Origin of the sequence: Myxococcus sp. AB056 (assembly GCF_006547365.1) — a bacterium.
Taxonomy (GTDB): Bacteria; Myxococcota; Myxococcia; order Myxococcales; family Myxococcaceae; genus Myxococcus; species Myxococcus virescens.
The window spans coordinates 130,235-149,353 of sequence record NZ_VHLB01000004.1; the positions used below are offsets into that span (position 1 = coordinate 130,235).

Here is a 19,119-nt window from a genome sequence, read left to right on the forward strand (position 1 = left end):
TGCACCGCCTCGCAGACCCGCGCGGCGCCGGTTCCTGCCAGGTCTTGGCACTTCAGCTGCGATTTCTCGCCCGCCCGATGCGGCACCGTCGCTGAGCGACGCTCCCGGGATGCGCGCGGTCAGCCAGATGAGTGCCGCGACCTCGCGCACCCGACCGGAAGCGCCCATGCCGAGCAGTGGAGCCATACCGCCACCCCATGCGACGCGTGTTGAAGCGGTCCAGGCCATGCCGAGTGCAACCTGCACGCGTCGATGAATCACCGGTTCGGGTGACGATGACACGCCTCCTCATGTTCCGCGTGGAACGGGCGACGGCGTTCTGCGCAGCGACGGTGGTTTCACATGAGCCTCGATATCAGCCGTCCGCATGAGCCTCGCCACCGGCGGTCCACATGGCCACGCACATCGGCTCCCCGTTCGCTGCGGACTCCCGCCGGGAAGCCCTACCCTCTTGGAATCGCGCGCGACGCGTCTGACCAAGTCACATGCTCGAAGCGGACTCCAGGCGAGGGCCCATCCCCCCTCACTTCCGCCAACGACCGCGGGCATCGCATCGACGAGGTCAGTCCACTTGTCGGCCCAGCTCAACGGACTCACCACTCGGGACGGGCAGCGGTCGAGCCGGAGCACGCCGCGATGAACGGCGATGCGGATGGCGACTCACACCTGCACGAAGCTTCCGTCGCAGGGATGCTCATCAGGGACACGCATCCAATGGCGGCAGGCGAGGAACTCCATCTGACTTCGCCAACCATGGCGAGTTCGTTTCGCGCCCTCCAAGTGTGCCGGAGCCGGACCGCTCGACCTGGGTACGCAGCGCCAGACGTCGCATCAATGAGGTTCTGCATCCGGTGGCATCACCTGGAGATCCACGCCCACTGAGCACCTCACGAATCGCGAGGCAGCATGCCGTCACATCGATGCATCAACCGAGGTGCCCTGATTCCCCATCAGGAACAGGGACCAGATAGCGCACCACTGAGCGGGACGGAGTGATGTGGATCGCAGCTTCTCCGCGGCCACATTGAGCCCGGTTCTGCATTGAGCCAGAGCTTCAGGGTGACATGCGACCGTGCCGACGACGTGGTCCGACTTGCTGCTCGTCCACACCGACTCTCCACACGGAACTCACGTCCCGCTGAGCCGAGGCGCCCGACAAACTTCCACCGTACCGACGCAGCAGCACGAGGGCAGTCCGTACTCGCCACTTGCACCACACGGGACTCGCACTTCGTTGCCCATGAGTTCCGGAAGAGGTGCCGCCGTACCGGTGTCGCAGTCTGATCGCGCAGCTCAGATGAGCTGAGCGACGGAGCCGCCGCGGTGGGCGAACCCTCCGCGACGTGTGGCCCGAGGGCCTCGCGAGCGCCAGGTAGGGCAGGACGAGCGACAGCAGGACGTAGCGGTCCGCGTAGGAGTGCATGCGCGCGGGGGCACCTCGTGAGTGCACGGCGCGCGTGGATGCCATCACCTCCGTGGTGGATTGCATGCTGAACGGACCGCGCGCCCCCACAGGATGCCCCTCGCGCCGGGGGAGCCGGAGTCACTCCCGTAGCTCGCTGTTCGGAAATGTCGGGAGATTTCGCGGCGCAAAACCCCCGACATTTCCGAACAGCGAGCTGCCGAGGTGCGCCCCGGCCCTTGGGGCGCCTCGCCTCATCGCGTGCCTCAATAGGGCTGAGCGATTGCGTCGCCCCGGTAGGCCAACCCACCGGCTGCATCGCGCGGAGAAATGGCCGCCAGGAGGAGTGGGGGACTCTCTTGCCAGGCTGCGATGGACCGCTCGCGCAGGCCGAGCGAATGCGTACCGGACATGGCAGGCGGTACCTCCTCTCACTCAACAGTCTCCGCGTGCTCGCTTCATCCGCAAGCCGCGATGAGTGGCCGCATGTCCCTGCCATCTGAGCCACACGAACATCGGCATTGATGAGCATGAACTCCGGAGCGCATGTGGCCGGGTTGACGTCGCGGTCTGCGACGGCTCCAGTCCTCGCAGACTGCATCACGCGACACTCGCGCCTCGGCGCGCAGAGACTCCGGACCGCATGTGGCCGGGCTGACGTCACGGTGCGAGTTGCCGTCGGGCCTCGTCGGCTGCGTCACACGGAACTCGCGCCTTGGTGATCATGAGTTCCGAACGACCTGCGGCCCTACGGACGTCGCAGGCTGAGTTGCCACCATGTCTCGCCGACTGCATCGCGAGCCATTCACGTCTCGGTGAGCATGGACTCCGGACGGCGAACCCCTGAGCTCCCCGGTCTGAGTTGCAGTCGCTCCGCGTCGACTGTTCCCCGCGGAACGCGCGTCTCATGCCCATCGCTTCAAAACGCCACGCGGCCATACCGACGCCGCAGCCCATCCACGTCAGCACGACTTCTCGCCGTCTGCGCCATCGGCTCAAGCCTCGCGCCTCGTTGCGCATGAACTCGGACGACATGCAGGTTTGCCAGCGAGACAGTCCGCACCACCACCCATCCGCGCCACGGGCTCCATCCCTTGGACTCGCACCTCATCGCGAGTGCGCTCCCGATAGTGCGCAGCCGCGCCGATGCGGCAGTTCAAGTCACTGTCCATCGTCGCCGCGAGCTCCATACGGGACTCGCACATGGTGACCATCACGTCAGGACAGCGTGCGGCGGTGTCGATGCAGCGGTTCGAGCTGTCGCCGGTAGCCCCCAAGCTCCACGGGGCTTCGCACCGCATCCCCGCGAACACCCGGCGACATGCTGTCGTCCCGATACGACAGTCCGCGTCGCCGTCAGTCCTCGCCCCACTTTCCACAGCGCCATCGCGTCCCATCCGCGCGGGAACGAGGCGGCATCATCTGGCCGAGTCGAACGCGGCAGTGGCAGCTACCGCCGGTCTGAACCAACCACACCCGCTGAACTCGCAGCTCGTCCGAGCATGTGGTGGCCTGCGCTTTCACCGATGCGGCAGTCCCAGCCATCGCCAGTCGTCACCACCTGCACCACTTGGGCTCGCAGCTCCCCGAGCACAGCAGGACATCCGCTCGCCCCGATGCGGTCATCAGCGCCACCGCCAGTCGTCACCACCTGCTTCACTTGAGTTCGCAGCGCACCCGAGCATGGTGTGCCCTGCACTCGTGACGGTGCCGCATCCGAGCCTTCGCCAGCCCGCGCCACCTGCTCCACTTGAGTTCGCAGCTCACCCGAGCATGGTGTGCCCTGCACTCGTGACGGTGCAGCCATCCGCACCTTCGCCAGCCCGCGCCACCTGCTCCACTTGAGTTCGCAGCGCCCCCGAGCATGAGGTGCTCTGCACTCGTGACGGTGCAGCCATCCGCACCTTCGCCAGTCCTCACCATCCGCTCCACTTGAGTTCGCAGCGCACCCGAGCATGGGGTGCTCTGCACTCGTGACGGTGCAGCCATCCGCACCTTCGCCAGCCCGCGCCACCTGCTCCGCTTGGGCTCGCAGCGCACCCGAAGCTCACCCGAGCACAGCAGGACATCCGCTCGCGCCGATGCGGCCACCCACGCCATCGCCAGTCCTCACGGCCTGCTCCACCTGAAGCTCGCATCCCTCGCGCGCACCAAGCGACGTGCGCGGGGACGCAGCAACGCAGCGTCAGCACCATGTCGACGTTCAACGCGTTCCACGTGGAACGCCCCGCGTTCAGCACAGATGTCGAAGAGCGCGTGGGTGCTTCAGCTCGGAGCGCCGGGATGGAGCCCGCCCAACGCACGACCGGCACTGCCCAGGAATCCCCATCAGCATGTGTACCGGACTGCCTGCCGGTTGGCGCCGCACCGCACACGGGCGCTCCACATGGAGCGCGTGCATCAAGGCGGCTCCACTGGCCGTCAGTCGGAGCCCCCATCTGGGGCCTCCATGCATCACGAAGCGCATCAGGCGTTCCACGTGGAGCAGGCACTGGATGGTGGATGAGCGCAGTCCCCCTTGCGACCACCTCTCCACGCCACACGGTGGAGCACTCACCACTCCATGAGCCATGAGCGCATCACGAGCCTGAACGTGGAGCCGTCACCGAACTCTCCGGCGCTGCGCTCGTGCCCGCCATCAACCCATCCCGCGTTCCACGTGGAACAGGCGCTGAGCAACCCGCACATGAGCAGCCGAACCATCCACTTCGCGGAGGTCCACGCCTCAGCACGCGCATCCTTCCCACCAAGCGCCGGGAACTCACGCCACGCGGAGCGCATGCGCGAATCGATTCGGTGAGCAGGCGCCCCACCACCATCACCGCCCCCGCGAAGCGCGCAGGCCGAGCGGCGGCCTCCAACCACCACGAAGAAGCACCTCATGCGCCGCTTCTTCGTTCCACGTGGAACACGCGTTCGCGAACTCGCGGGAACGCCACCACGCGGTGCTTGATGAAGAGGTGCGCAAGGCCGAGCCATCTGGACCATGGAGCGAGGCGAAGGCCGCTGCACATCGGCGCTGGCCAACACCAGGGATGGCGGGTCGCCGCGTTCCACGTGGAACGCGCACCACCGAACCCGCCACATGACCAAGGTCCTCGATGACCAGCGAGTTCGCGCCCGAGCAGTGCCCACGTTCCACGTGGAACTGGCGATGCACCGCGCACACGCAAGGGTGCACGCCACACGTTCGCGTTCCACGTGGAACAAGCAGCGTGCTTCTCGCGCGTGCAAGTCGGCCAACGCATCCATGAACTGGGAGCCCAAGAAGCGGCGGACCACCTAGCTTCGCCCGCTTCGATGAGCCGCGTCCACGTTCCACGTGGAACACGTGATGGGGCGCTACCCAGAACTGAGGCACGCTCAACCGCCGTGTTGGCGTGCCGCTGCGGCCACCCACGTTCCACGTGGAACGCTTCGAAGCAGCGCACTTGAGCACGCCCATGGCGTCCGCATGTTCCACGTGGAACTGAGTACGCACTTGAGCGAACCAACCGCGCTCAACACGCCAGCCTGCCCATCGCCGCGGCGTTCCACGTGGAACACGCCATGAACTGAGCACGCGAAGAAGCAGGAGCTCGCGCATCACCCTCAGGTACGGCGTCTCCATGTTCCACGTGGAACGGGTAGCGAGCGCTGCGCGTGTTCACACGGCCTCGCGGCACTGCGGCCACTCACCCATGGCCTCCGTGTTCCACGTGGAACGAAGGATGACTCGAGCACATGAGCGAACGGCGCCTGTTCTCCGCGCTGACGTGCTCACAGCACCGGGCATGTTCCACGTGGAACGAGCAACGGCATCGCGCACTGGCATCCAGCGTTCGCGCATCCCAGCGATGTGCCCATGTCGATGCGTTCAGGCCATCTCGCTGTTCCACGTGGAACGGTCAGGCAGAAGAACTGCGCACGCATCAGACCGCGCCGCGCACTTCCAGCTCCCGCACCACATGGACGGCAACGGGCATCGCGCATGGGCGAGCCGCACCCGCTCAGCGAGGCCATGCGCCAACACATCTTCCTTCTCCGCATGGGCGAGTCGAACTCGTTCAGCACGACCACACGCTTGTGCTGTCTCCCTGTTCCACGTGGAACCACGACAGGCATCGCGCATGTGCAAGCCGCCCCCACTTCGCGCAGCCACGCACCAACACCTCTTCCTCCACCACATGGAACCGCGAAGGTCATCGCGCATGGACGAACCGAACTCGTTCAGCGCAACCACGTGGTTTCGCCCTCCCCTGTTCCACGTGGAACCACGACAGCCATCGCGCATGAGCCAGCCGAACCTGTTCAGCGGGAGCGCGTACCAACACCTCTTCCTCCTCCGCATGGAGCCGCTAGGTCATCACGCATGAACGAACCGAACTCGTTCAGCGCAACCACGTGGCTTCGCCCTCCCTGTGTTCCACGTGGAACCACGGCAGGCATCGCGCATGAACAAGCCGTACCCGCTCCGCGGGAGCACGCATCAACGCCTTCTTCCTGCTCCACCTGGAACCACGAGAGGCATCGCGCATGAGCGAGCCGAACCCGCTCGGCGTGGCCACACCTGCGCGTCCCTTCTTCCTGTTCCACGTGGAACCACGAGAGGCATCGCGCATGAGCGAGCCGCATCCGCTCAGCGTGGCCACCTGCGCGTCCCCTCTTCCTGTTCCACGTGGAACCACGAGAGGCATCGCGCATGAGCCAGCCACGTTCGTCTAACGCGGCCATTCCCTCCCTCCTTCCTTCTTCGCTGGGCACGATGATGGGACGAGCAACACGCCGCATCCGTTCGTTCCCTGCTCCCCGTTCCACGTGGAACAGCAAAGGGCCCGCGCACGAACACCTCGCGTCCGTTCAACGGGACCACGAGCTCGCGCCTTCTCGCTCAACAGGGAACGGCGGTAGCACCGCGCTTGAGCAAGCCACTCCGGTCAGTACGACGGCCTGCGCATCCATCTACCTGTTCCACGTGGAACGGCCCGACCAAGGTGAATGCGCGCTCATCGAAGCCGTGTGCTCGCAACTCCCCGCGCGCTGTGCGGCGCGAGCACCTGGGTGAGCACGCGGACAACTGACGACCGCTTCTGAGGTGGGGCGCACCACATTCCGCGTGGAACGAGCGCCACGTCGAAGCCGAGGTCAGCCACTGGCTGGGCTCGCGAACAACTGACGCCCGTCACCCACGCTCCGGCCCCCGGACCACGCGATGTCCCGAGCATGCGCACCGGCGCCGCCAGTCCTCCCCGATGACGTGTGCAGAGATGCCCACGCTCAACGCTCATGGGGCCTGAGCCACACCCCCGACCAGACGTGTCCGCCACCACGACGCATGAGCATGCCGAGCGTCCCGTTCCACGTGGAACGGGGACCTGGGCCAGTCGTGTGAGCGAACGGCATCCGCCCGTCACATGCCGTGCTCACATCCACATGGGTCCGGTCATCGACTCCGCAGGCATCCAGGTCGGCGTGCCGGTCGGGCGCCGCGCGCATCCATCGCGAGGCCATGCTCGACGCCCACTCCCATCAACGTGCGGTTCGTCCGGAACAAGCACCCGCCCGCTCATGTCGATGCGACCGCCTGCACATCGCGACTCACGGAGCGCGTCCTTGTCGAAACCAGTGCCACCACGGTCCACTTGAAGCACGAGCCCGATGAACGCGCGCCGGATGAGAGCCCTCTCGAGAAGTGGCGTGGCTATCACGCAGCACCGTTCGCATGTGCCTGAGCCAAAGGTGCCGCTCGCTCGCAGAGCCACGGCGACATGCGTGATGTGGTCGCCATGACGAGTGCTCCCCTCCCCTCCCCTCCCCTGCTCCACTTGGAACGAGACCCATCGGTTCAGCCGCTGAAAAACCCCTGTCCTCGGCGGCCTTCGCTATGTCCCCAGGGACAGTCCCAGGATGGCGAAGTGCAGGCGCGCACCACACCAACACCTGGGCCCAAGCCAGGCGTCCGCTTCACGCGGACCATCACGACCCTGAGCTGGCGCCATGCCGCGCATCGCGCGCATGAACCTGCGAGCTCGGTCACCGCAGCGGTTCGCGAGCAGCGCGGTCAGGCACCAACATGCAGCCGGACTTGGAGGCCCACAGGAAAGCGAGCCACTGCACCCACCGGTGACGCACGGGCGCATGACCAGCACGAAGCCTCAAGCAGCACCGCGTACGAAGTGGCCGAATGCGAAGCTCCATCCCGAGCGTCTTCGTCACCTCGAGTCGCCCCTCAACTGAGCGCAGTCGGTGAGACTTCGCGAGACTGTGAGACGGCATCACCGAGTCGGTCATGCGATGCATCTCCATCCATCCGACTGCCTCGAAGCTCCACGGACTCAGACCGCTCCGCACAGGACGGACGCGTCGTCTCGGGCGCACGAAACCACGGCGAGGATGCACGCCGTCGTCACCCCATCCCAACTTGCATCAAGTCCCCGAGGCGCCGTGTCACGACATTCGCTCGCGCCCGATGCGCGGACTGCACCCAACACCGGGCGCACGGATGCAGCGTTCAGGATGACGACGAGCCCACCGGCAGCATCAACGACGTGGGCCTCTTCCGTGCGACGAAGACACCCCGTTCGTCGCATACACGCCGACCAGGCGCTGGCCTGGCTGCCCGGTCAGCGAGGAGTTCAACTTGGCCTCTCTTCACGGACATCGCCCTCGAACACGCTCCCCCAGGAGGCGGCGTATGGCAGGCCCATATTGAGAACGCAGCCTCGCGCGCGAGCATCCACCATCGCTCGCGAAGCAGTGACTCCCGTCGAACTGTGAAGCGCCGTTACGGAAATCAGATGTGGACGGCTCTCGGCCCGCAGCCGGGCAAGCGGCCCCACTGCCTCGCAGACTCCGTGCATCCGACGGCACGAGCGTTGTCCTGCCTGCCCGAGGGACGTGAGCCGACCGTGTCCACGCAGCGCTCCATCAACAAGCCGCGCATCGACGTACACCTCGATGGACAGTGACGCGGCCGTGTTGGCGCATCATCCAACCACTCGTCCTGCATGCGGCGCCCCACGTGCAGCTCAGACGCCCAACGAGGCTCTCGAGACGCCGCGAGCAAGGTCATGCACCGAGAGACCGGCCTGCAGCTCAGGTTGCCGGACTTGCTTCCGAGCCACTGCGAACAAGGACGTGCACCAAGCAGGGCCGCGTCCCCTCCCCTGCGAGCGCCTCGGGCGCCAGGGGAATCGACGCCGGCTCAGCTACCGTCGCGAGTTGCTGGGCACATCAGCAGGCACGCTGATGGAGGTACAGCTGCAAGCTTCGCAGGTGCAGTCCCCAATGGGTCTCGAAGCCAAAGCGGAAGTGCCAGAGCGCATCTTCTTCGCTCGTGTTTTCCCAGCGGAAGAGGACGCTGTGCATGTCCATCGCGATGTCCGTGAGGTCGTCGATGGCGTCGCCGATGCTGAGCTCGGACTCACCCACCTTGTCCGCGATGTGCAACGCCTCGTTGTACAGGCCGAGGGCGGGAAAGCGTGGCGCGATGCACTCTCGCAGGGACCTGTAGTCGGCACGAGGCGCGTCCGGATACTTCGTCTGGTCGAATGGGGCGTCGGCAAAATGGTAGGCCAACGCGAGCCGGTCCAGGGCAGCACGCAGCGCTCCCTCGCGGTCCTCAAAGTGCTTCTGCTCGTCGAGAACTCCGACGAAGTTCTTCACTGCCTCGAGGATGTCCTTCCGAGTCATGGAGTTGCTCCGCACCGGGAGAACGCGCGGTGCTCTTGTCGCGAGCACATACCGAGGCCCTTGTGAGGATGCACGGTGTCGTCGTCGCGACCCCAAGCCGACAGCTATGCCAGAACGTGGGAGGCCGATGGCAGCTCGTTGACGTACACGTCCTCGCGCTGGTGACTGTACGGCGGCTGCTCTGACTGGGGCTGCCCGTGGAGGAGCCTGTCGCGATACAGCAACGCTCGCTGTCACCCTGGACACACGAATGATGCGCCCGTGTCGTTGTGAGCAAGCGTGTGCTGCTCCGAGCGACATCGACAGTTCAACGCCAACGCGGGGCACGGGGGGCGCGCATCCCATTCGACACGCTCACCACGCACCCGCGGCACCCACTCAGGAACGCGCAGCCACTGACTCCACGAAGTACGTCTGCATGTGCCGTGGGTCCGCCTCGTAGACATCAGCGAATGCGCGAGCCCCCTGCTCCCACTGAAGCCGAGCCACCTCCGCGCGATTGCCGTACTCATCCTGACGGATGACGGCCCAGTCCTTCCGCGCGGCGTCCTCATGGGCCGGCGTGCCGCGGAACTCGACGTAGTACGACTGCTTGTGCGCACGGTCTTCGAGGATGCGCGCGAAGCACGCCACGTGCGCGCGCTCGGGCGACTGCGCGACGTCGTAGCAATTGCCCGTCTCATCCATGCGCGTGACAACCCAGCCTTCACATGGGAGCGGGCCCCCCGCGTCCGTTCGCCATTCCACGACCTCGTCCTTCAACCCCAGGTGGGCAAGGCGTGGTCGACTTCCAGGGGTTCGATGAAAACGTGGAACCGGTCGGCCTCTCGCATCGAGACGACCATCAACTCGAGCCCACACTCGCTGCGCCAACCCCAGTGCGCCTCCTGCAAGCGGCCGTCATCGCGAGTCACCACGCGATGTGGCGGGCCCCACTGGCGCTCGAAGCTGGAGCGCGAGGCTTTCAACGTGACGGCGTGAGCGTGACGCTCGAACAACCAGACGCGAGGACGGTCCGTCGGAAGCGGCTTCATGCGTGGCACCGCCGCCGTGAAACCGAACGAGGCCCCCCGCTCGCGCCACCCTTCCCTCCCGGTGGGATGCGCGCCGCTGAAGTCACTCAGCAGCGCCGTGCATCCCCGGGAGGAAACACCGCCGTGTCACTCAACCCGGAATCACCCACGGGCCGGCGCGCACGGCGGCACTCCCCTTCCCTACTCCTTGGCGAACACTGCCACCTGACGCTCGGCGCCGGAGAACGGCAGCCGGTACGCCCGCGCGGACACGACGCGCAGTTGCCGCTCCGCCGCGCGCGCCGCCAGCTCCGCGTCCGTCTGCGGCTTGCCGAGCATCGCCACCACGCGCCCGCCCGGCTCGACATACGCGGGCGCCAGCGCGAGCCAATCCGGCAGGTCCATGAAGGCGCGCGCAATCAGCACCTCGGCGCGCGGAATCCCTTCCGTCTCCGGCTGGCCTTCCGCACGCGCGTGCAGCCCGCGCACACCTTGCAATCCCAGGCTCGCCGCCGCGGCCTTGATGAACGCGACCTTCTTGCCCACCGTGTCCACCAGCGTGACGCCCAGCGCGGGCAGTGCGAGCTTCAATGGCAGACCCGGGAAGCCCGCGCCCGCGCCCAGGTCCAGCAACGTCGCCGCGCCCGTCACCTCCGGCAACACCGCGAGCGAATCCAGGAAGTGCTTCTCCAGCACCTCCTCCGGCGCCGTAATCGCCGTGAGGTTCACCTTCGCGTTCCACTTGAGCAGCTCGCTCATCAACCGCTGGAGCCGCGGCCCCAGGTCCGCCGCCACCGTCACTCCCAGCGCCCGGCACCCCGCCGCGAGCTGATCCTCGAACCGCGCGTTATCCACAAGCCCTCCACGTCAAACCTACCTGCAACCCACTGGAATCATTCAGGAGACAGCAAGTCCTAAAGTTTCCCACACGTTGTCCACAGCCCCTTATTTGATCAATCCTCGGGCTGGGAGCAGACTGCGGGGGCCTCTATTCCACGCTTGAGCGCCACCAGCAGCAGCGACACCGCGGCGGGCGTCAACCCCGGAATCCGGCGAGCCTGTCCCACCGTCCCGGGCCGATGCGCGGTCAGCTTCTCCACCGCCTCCGAACTCAGCCCCCGCACCTCATGGAAGCGGTAGCCCTCCGGAATCCGCCACCGGTCCGTGGACTCGGCCTCGCGCGCCGCCGCCCTCGCGGCCTGGGCCACGTAGCCCTCGTACTTCACCTCGACCTCCACCTCCTCGGTGACGTCGGGTGACAGCACGGGCCAATCCTCGCGGCCTTCGCCCAGCTGCGCGTACGTCACCTCCGGCCGCCGCAGCCGCGCCGCCAGCCCGGTGCGCTTCAGCCGAGCCACCTCCTCCGTCACCGCGCGGCCTCGCGCCTCTACCCGCTCCAAGGCCTCGCGCGGCAGCAGCCCCACCCGGTGCCCGTGACGGGCCAGCCGCAGGTCCGCGTTGCCCTCGCGCAGCTTCAGGCGATGCTCCGAGCGGCTGGTGAACATGCGGAACGGCTCGTCCACGCCCTTGGTCACCAGGTCATCCACCAGCACCGCGCCGTGGGCCTCGTCGCGGCCCGGCAGGAGCGGCGGCTCGCCCTTCAACTGGAGCGCCGCGTTGATGCCGGCCCACAGGCCCTGGAAGGCGGCCTCCTCGTAGCCCGAGGTGCCGTTGAGCTGCCCCGCGAAGTACAGGCCGGCAATGGCCTTCGTCTCCAGCGTGGCCTTGAGCTGCGTGGGCGGCGCGTAGTCGTACTCCACCGCGTAGCCGAAGCGGACCACCTCCACCTGTTCCAGACCCGGAATGGTGCGCATGAAGGTGAGCTGCACGTCCGCCGGCAGGCTCGTGGACAGGCCCGCCGGGTACACCAGCGGCGACGTGGGCCCCTCCGGCTCCAGGAACACCTGGTGCCTCTCGCGCGAGGCGAAGCGCACCACCTTGTCCTCCAGCGACGGGCAGTAGCGCGGCCCCCGGCCGACAATGTCCCCCTGGTACAGCGGCGAGCGGTGCAGGTTGTCGCGCAGCACCGCGTGTGTACGAGGCGTCGTCGTCGTGAGCGCGCACGTCACCGCGGGCTGACGGGGAAACGGCATCCCGCCCTCCCCTTCCACCTTCGTCCGCCAGGAGAAAGGCCGCACGAGGGTGTCCCCCGGCTGCGGCTCCAGCGCGTCCCAGTCGATGCTCGCGCGCGCGAGCCGCGCCGGCGTGCCCGTCTTGAAGCGGCCCAGGGTGAAGCCCAGCGCGCGCAGGGACTCCGACAGCCCGCGCGCCGCGTCGTCACCCAGACGGCCGCCGACTTCCTTCTGCTCGCCCACGTGCATCAGCGCCTGGAGGAAGGTGCCCGTGGTGAGCAGCACCGCGGAGGCGGACACCTGCGTGCCGTCTCCCAGCACCACGCCCTCCACCCGGCCTCCACCGGCCACCAGCGCGGCGACTTCGCCCTCGCGCACCGTGAGGTTCGGCTGTGAGAAGAGCACCGCCTGCATGCCGACCGCGTAGGCATCCCGGTCGCAGAGCAGGCGCGAGGCCTGCACCGCCGGCCCCTTGGAGGCATTCAGCGTCTTGAAGTGCGTGCCCACCTGGTCGGCCGCGCGCCCCATCTCCCCGCCGAGCGCGTCCAGCTCCCGCACCAGGTGGCCCTTGGCCGTGCCACCCACCGCCGGGTTGCAGCTCAACACCGCCGAGCGCTCGCGCTTCAGCGTCAGGCCCAACGTGGCCAATCCCATCCGCGCGCAGGCGAGCGCCGCCTCACTGCCCGCATGGCCCAGTCCCACCACGATGACGTCGTACCGGAGTCCCATGTCTCACGAAGGTCGCGGGCGACGCGGGCAGGCTGACCTGCCCCGCCGCCGTTTCGCGCCTTCGTATGGCGCCCAACCCGGGCCCTTGGCAAGCAAAGGCCCTTGGAGCGCGGGAGGGCGCCCGGTGGAGCGAGCGCCCTGCCCTGCCCTCGTTCGAGAATTTACGGAAGCGCGCGAGGCAGGCAGTGGGAGGGGTTGAGGCGCTGTCTGCCTCGCGCGCACCGGCCACCTGGCGGAAGGTCGGGCCCGGCTTTCGAGCCGGACCGCGCCCCCCGTCCCGGGCGGCAAAAAGCCAGGTCGTCGCGTGGGGAGAAAGGAATGGCGCCGCCCGCCCCCCCGGGTTGACGGCACCTTCCCGCTCAACGGACCCGAAGGCCCGCCCCACGCTGGCGCGGCCCCTGGCCCCCATGGCCCTGGCACCGCGCTTTTCCCCCGCGCGCAACGTCACATCTCCGCCGCGCGCGGGGGAATCGGGTGTCGCGTACACGGGTGGGTGGACTCGCTCCGTGCGGTGAGGGCGCAGTGGCGAAATCAAGCTCGGGCCGCCAGGGCCCGACACCTTCGTGTGCGCGACGGGAAAAGGAATAACCCGGGGGTCTGACATGCCAGTGGCCGCCCACGAGGCTGCTCGCCGGTGGTGTGTACAGCCATGGCGTTCCCTTCCAGCAACCGTGCTTCTGGGCGCGCGGCACATTCACGGTGAGGAGGCGCGGAGCCGGTTATTCGCCGGGGCTCGGCCCTCGGCCCAGGGAGTCCATGACCACGCCTTCGACCCAGTCCTCTGAGAAGGGCACACTCGGCCTCGAGTTGCTGCTGGGAACGCTGACCGCGTTCGCACCGCTCTCCATCGACATGTATCTGCCGGCGCTGCCGCGCATCGCGGAGGACCTGCAATCCACCGCGCCCGCCATCCAGCTCACGCTCGCGTCGTGCTTCGCGGGATTGGCGCTGGGCCAGCTCTTCACGGGCCCGCTCATCGACCGCTTCGGGCGCACGCGTCCGCTCTACGGGGGCCTGGCGCTGTACGTCCTGGGCTCGCTCGGCTGCGCGCTGGCACCGTCGGCGTCCATGCTGGTGGCCATGCGCTTCGTGCAGGCGCTCGGTGGCTCGGTGGCATTGGTCGTTCCACGCGCCGTGGTGCGCGACTTGTGGTCCGGCGCCAACGCCGCGCGGACGATGTCGCGGCTGATGCTGGTCATGGGCGTGGCGCCCATCCTCGCGCCGCTGCTGGGCGGAATGGTGCTCCAGTACTCGGGATGGCGGGCCATCTTCGTGGTGCTGGCGGCGGTGGGCGCGGTGGCGCTGGCCTTCGTGCTGAAGTCGCTGCCGGAGACGGCGCCGCCGCACGTGGCTTCGCAGACGATGCGCTCCCGGCTGGGCGCATTGATGAAGGACCCGGACTTCGTGGGCCCCGCACTGGCCGGAGGCTTCGCGCAGGCGGGCATGTTCGCGTACATCGCGGGCTCGCCGTTCGTGTTCATCTCGCTGTATGGCATTCCGGAGGAGCACTTCGGCTGGTTCTTCGGCGTCAATGCGATGGGGTTGATTGCGGTGGCGCAGCTCAACCGCAAGCTGGTGACACACCTGCCGCTGCACCGGCTGCTGCGTCTGGCATTGAGCCTGTGCGTCGTCGCGGCGGTGGCCGTGCTGGCGGTGGCGTGGACCGGCTTCATGGGCCTGTGGGGCATCGCCGTCACGCTGTTCTTCTTCGTGTCGGCCATGGGCCTGGTGGGACCCAACGCGGCTGCGATTGCGCTGGAGCGGCATGCCACGCGCGCGGGCATGGCGTCCGCCGCGCTGGGCGCGCTCCAGTTCACCGCGGCGGCCGGCGCGTCGTGGGCCGTGAGCACGTTCAACAATGGCACCGCGATGCCCATGGCCGGGGTCATGGTCGCCATGGCATTGCTTGCGTGGCTCGCCGCGTTCTTCGGGCTCCGGGCGCGCACGCGCCAGCAGGAGGCAGGGGAGGGTGCCCAAGCGCACGGGCCGCGAATCGTGTCATCGTCCTCCGCGCCATGACTTCCACCTCGCGCACCGTCCAGGGCCCCACGGGCCAGCTCGCAGTCACCGACACTGGCAATGGGGGCCTCCCCGTCGTCTTCGTCCACAGCAACGCCTCCCGGCGTGAGCAGTGGGCCGCGCAGCAAGCACATTTGAAGCAGCGCTCCGTGTCGTTCGACCTGCGTGGCATGGGCGACTCGGAGCTCGACGCCCAGGGCCGCTACGGCGCCGAGGACATGGCCCATGACATCCACGCAGTGGCCACGGCCCTGGACCTGGAGCGCTTCGTCCTGGTGGGCCACAGCTTCGGCGGCTACATCGCGGCGGAGTACGCCCGTGGCTGGCCCGAACGGCTGGCCGGGCTCGTCATCGTGGATGCCGCGGGGACGATGCCGCCGCTTCCGCCCGAACAGCTCCAAGGCTTCCACGAAGGCACACGTCCCGAGTCCTACCGCGCCTTCATGGACGCATGGTTCACCCCCATCCTCCAGAACGCGAAGCCACACACGCACGAGTCGGTGATGCGCTGGCTGCATGCCACGCCGCGCGAGGTGGTGGTCGGCGCGCTGGAGAGCATGCTCACGTTCGATTCGGACCGTGTGCTGGAACGCTACAAGGGCCCGCTCCACACGCTCGTCGTGGATGCCTTCATCCAGCCCAATGCCTACCACCTCCTGTACCCGGGCACGCCGCACACCGTGTTCTCAGGTGTCAGCCATTGGCTGATGATGGATGCACCGGAGCGCTTCAACGCCGCGCTGGATGCATTCCTCGCCACACTGCCGCCGCGTTGAAGGGGAGGGGAGGGCGCGTCACACCCGGGGTCGCCTCTCATGAATACCTCATCCCCACCCCCCTACGGCCCACGTGAGCTCGCTCAGGACCTCCGACGTCTCATGGCGCTGCCTGCCCAGACAAAGGCAGCGCAGCGCCTTTGGTACGACGAGGCGCAGAAGGTTCAGGACCGCATCAAGGCCTCCGAGGAACTGCTCGGCATCCCTCACTCCCTCTGGCACTTCTTCTCAGACGCGGACGTCAGAGCCAATGAGCCAAGCATCCGAGATGCGCAGTTCAAACAGGTGCGCGCCCACGTCGCCGTACTGGAAACCGGCGCCATCCCTCCAGATGACAGCAAGCAGGGCTCCTTTGGCGGCCTCTTCCGCAGTCTCTGGCAAGCAGTGCGCGGCAAGGGTTGAAGCCATTCAGCCTCTCAAGCAAAAGCCCCGCGGCGCCACAGGGGCACCGCGGGGCTTGATTCCCTTACAGGGGTGACGGACTACGGCGTCACGGCGCGGCCGGGACCTTCGCGGCGGGCGCGGCCTTCTTCTGCGCGGTGGCGAAGTCACCCGCGCGCACCTGCGTCACCTTCGTCCAGTCCAGGTGGCGCTCCATGGCCTTGCGCACGTCCTCCGGCTTGAGCTGGGTCAGCTTCTGCTCCAGCGCCGCATCGAAGGCCAGCGTGCGGCCCAGGAACAGGTAGCTGGCGAGCTGCCGCGCGAGGCTGCCGTCCTGCGCCCGCGCCGACTGCCGGTACTCCAGGATGCCCGCGCGCGCCTTCTGCAGCTCCTCCGCCGAGTAGCCCTTCTGCACCGCGCGAGTCACCTCTTCACGCATGGCCGTCTCCAGCCGGGCCGCGTTCTCCGGGGCGTAGATGGCATACGTGAAGAAGGTGCCCACCTCGTCGACGTCGCTCGCGTCCAGGCTGCTGGCCACGCCGTAGGAGAGGCCGTCCTGCTGACGGATGCGCGTGGCCAGCCGCGAGTTGAGGAAACCGCCGCCCAGCACGAAGTTGCCCAGCACCAGCGCCGGCCAATCCTTGTCGTCCTTGCGGAGCTTCAACGACTGGCCCGCCATGTAGTACGCGTTGGCCTTGTCCGGCGTCTCCAGCGCGACGGACGCGGACGCACCGCCGCCGAGCACCTGCTGCACGCGCTGGTACGGCGCGGGGCTCTTCCAGTCGCCCAGCAGGGTGCCGGCGAGCGCCACGATGTCCTTGGGCTCGAAGTCACCCACCACGGCCAGCTCGCCATTCGACGCGCCGTAGAAGGCCTTGTGGAAGGCACGCGCCTGCTCCAGCGTGGTGTCCTTCACCCCGGCGATGCGCTCGTCCAGCGTGGCCACGTAGTAGGGGTGGCCCTTCGGGTAGTGGCCCGACAGCGAACGCCAGAAGGCGATGTTGCCCAGCGTCTGCGGCTCACTGCGCTCGGACTCCAGCGACGCCAGCCGCTCCTGCTTCAGGATGGCGAACTCCTTCTCGTCGAAGGCGGGCTCGCGCAGCACCTCGGCCACCAGCTTGAGGACTTCCGGCAGGCTCTCCCGCGGGCACTCGATGGAGGCGGAGGCGCCGGTGCTGCTGCCATCCACGCCCACGCGCGCCTTCAGCTTGTCGAACGCGTCCTGGAGCTGCTGCCGCGTGCGCTTCTTCGTGCCGCGCATCAGCATGCGTCCGGCGTACTGCGCCGCATCCGACTTGCCGCGCAGCGCCTCTTCCGTGCCCCAGCGCAGGGTGAGGGACACGTTCACCATGTTGCCGCGCGTCTTCTTCGGCAGCACCGCGTACTTCACGCCGCCCGGCAGCTCACCGCGCTGCACGCGCGACTCGATGTTGGCCGGCGACGGGTCGAAGGCCTCGCCCTGCGCCACGGCGTCACGGCCCTTGAAGCCCTCCATCATCTTCGCCACGTCCACTGGCGCCGGCAGCTCCGCGCGGTCCGGCTTCGGCGTCGGGATGAAGGTGCCCAGCGTCCGGTTGGAGGACTTGAGGTAGGCAGCCGCCACGCGCGTCACGTCCTCGGGCGTCACGGCCTCGATGCGGTCGCGGTGCAGGAAGAGCAGGCGCCAGTCACCGGTGGCCTCCCACTCCGACAGGTTGATGGCGACGCGCTCGGAGTTGTTGATGGTGAGGTCGATGTACTTGGACAACGTGGCCTTGGCCCGGTTGACCTCTTCCTCGGTGAACGGCGTGCGGGACGCGTCCTCCACCGTCTTCAGCAGCGCCTCGCGGGCCGCGGCCACCGGTTGGTCGTCACGCATCTCCGCGCTGAAGACGATGATGCCCGGGTCGCGAAGCTGGAGGTTCGACGCGCTCACGCGCGAGGCCTTCTTCGTCTCCACCATCGACTTGTAGAGGCGCCCGGAGGGGTTGTTGCCCATGACCAGCGTCAGCACGTCGATGGCCGCGAAGTCGGGGTGCGCGCCTTCGGGCACGTGGTACAGGCTGGTGAGCAGCGCGGTGTCGCCCACGCGGCGCAGTTGCACCTCGCGCTCGCCGTCCTGCGTGGGCTCCGCGGTGTACGTGGCGGGCAGGGGCAGGCTGGGCTTCTTCAGCTTGCCGAAGGTGTCCTGAATCATCGACAGGGCCTTGGCCTCGTCGAAGCGGCCCGCCACCACCAGCATGGCGTTATCCGGCCGGTAGTACTTCCGGTAGAAGGCCTGGAGCCGGTCGATGGGGACGTTCTCCAAGTCGGAGCGCGCGCCGATGGTGGACTTGCCGTAGCTGTGCCAGATGTACGCGGCGCTCATCACGCGCTCGAAGAGGATGCCGCGCGGGTCGTTCTCACCGGATTCGAACTCGTTGCGGACGACGGTCATCTCGCTGTCCAGGTCCTTCTTCGCGATGAAGCTGTTGACCATGCGGTCGGCTTCGAAGGACAGGGCCCAGCGGAGGTTGGCGTCGGAGGCCGGCAGCGTCTCGTAGTAGTTGGTGCGGTCCAGCCAGGTGGTGCCGTTGGGCCGGGCGCCGCGCTCGGTGAGCGCCTGGGGCACGTTGCGCGTGGTGGGCGTGCCCTTGAACATCAGGTGCTCCAGCAGATGGGCCATGCCCGTCTCGCCGTAGCCTTCGTGCTTGCTGCCCACGAAGTACGTCACGTTGACCGTCACCGTGGGCTTGGTGGGGTCGGGGAAGAGGAGCACCTTCAGCCCGTTGGGCAGGCGGTACTCGGAGATGCCTTCCACGCTCGTCACGGGGGCGAGCGCACGGCCCTTCGCCTTGCTCTTCGTGACAACGGATTGGGTGGCGGGGGCCTTGTTGGCGGCGGCGGGAGTCTGGGCCCACACTGGAGTGCCGGCCACCATCATCAGGGCCGCCACCAGGGAGAGCGGGGTACGACGCTTCATGCGGTCCTCGCGGGTCGTCTGGGAGTGCACCGGCTTCTAACCCGAGATGTCCCCCAGCCCATCCCGAACGGTGGCACTCCGAGCAACCCGGCGTCGCCGGCGTGACAGCCACGGC

General features: G+C 67.7%; 9 protein-coding genes. 3 read left to right on the forward strand and 6 right to left on the reverse strand.

Annotation, left to right across the window (positions count from 1 at the left end):
• Nucleotides 1–8,614: 8,614 nt before the first annotated feature.
• The 5 genes from FMP39_RS03405 to mnmG form a co-directional block, all read right to left on the reverse strand.
• Nucleotides 8,615–9,073: a DUF5063 domain-containing protein gene (locus FMP39_RS03405; protein WP_141588573.1), complete on the reverse strand. Its 459-nt coding sequence runs from the start codon at nt 9,071–9,073 to the stop codon at nt 8,615–8,617.
• Nucleotides 9,074–9,451: 378 nt separating this feature from the next.
• Entirely contained in the window at nt 9,452–9,760 is a 309-nt protein-coding gene (locus tag FMP39_RS37730) for a hypothetical protein (RefSeq protein WP_228557615.1), read from the reverse strand.
• 71 nt (nt 9,761–9,831) lie between these two features.
• On the reverse strand, nt 9,832–10,107 hold the full coding sequence (locus FMP39_RS37735) for a hypothetical protein (RefSeq protein ID WP_228557616.1): 276 nt from the start codon (nt 10,105–10,107) through the stop codon (nt 9,832–9,834).
• 180 nt (nt 10,108–10,287) lie between these two features.
• Nucleotides 10,288–10,941, reverse strand: coding sequence for a 16S rRNA (guanine(527)-N(7))-methyltransferase RsmG (rsmG, locus tag FMP39_RS03415; RefSeq protein WP_011557395.1), 654 nt, complete (start codon nt 10,939–10,941; stop codon nt 10,288–10,290).
• A 98-nt stretch (nt 10,942–11,039) separates the two neighbouring features.
• Complete coding sequence (gene mnmG, locus FMP39_RS03420) at nt 11,040–12,887, reverse strand: tRNA uridine-5-carboxymethylaminomethyl(34) synthesis enzyme MnmG (RefSeq protein WP_141588574.1); 1,848 nt, start codon at nt 12,885–12,887, stop codon at nt 11,040–11,042.
• Between the two features lie 756 nt (nt 12,888–13,643).
• Here mnmG and FMP39_RS03425 point away from each other — a divergent pair.
• The 3 genes from FMP39_RS03425 to FMP39_RS03435 all read left to right on the forward strand — a co-directional run bounded on the left by FMP39_RS03425 (nt 13,644) and on the right by FMP39_RS03435 (nt 16,084).
• A complete protein-coding gene (locus FMP39_RS03425) occupies nt 13,644–14,906 on the forward strand; it encodes a multidrug effflux MFS transporter (protein ID WP_141588575.1) in 1,263 nt (420 codons plus the stop codon).
• Nucleotides 14,903–15,682 carry an alpha/beta fold hydrolase gene (locus tag FMP39_RS03430; protein WP_141588576.1) on the forward strand — a complete coding sequence of 260 codons (780 nt, stop codon included), beginning with the start codon at nt 14,903–14,905 and terminating at the stop codon, nt 15,680–15,682. Before FMP39_RS03425 ends, FMP39_RS03430 begins: the two co-directional genes overlap by 4 nt.
• Before the next feature lie 102 nt (nt 15,683–15,784).
• Nucleotides 15,785–16,084: a hypothetical protein gene (locus FMP39_RS03435; RefSeq protein ID WP_141588577.1), complete on the forward strand. Its 300-nt coding sequence runs from the start codon at nt 15,785–15,787 to the stop codon at nt 16,082–16,084.
• Nucleotides 16,085–16,172: 88 nt separating this feature from the next.
• On the opposite strand, the gene FMP39_RS03440 is transcribed toward FMP39_RS03435, so the two are convergent.
• On the reverse strand, nt 16,173–19,004 hold the full coding sequence (locus FMP39_RS03440) for a pitrilysin family protein (protein WP_228557617.1): 2,832 nt from the start codon (nt 19,002–19,004) through the stop codon (nt 16,173–16,175).
• Nucleotides 19,005–19,119: the final 115 nt, after the last annotated feature.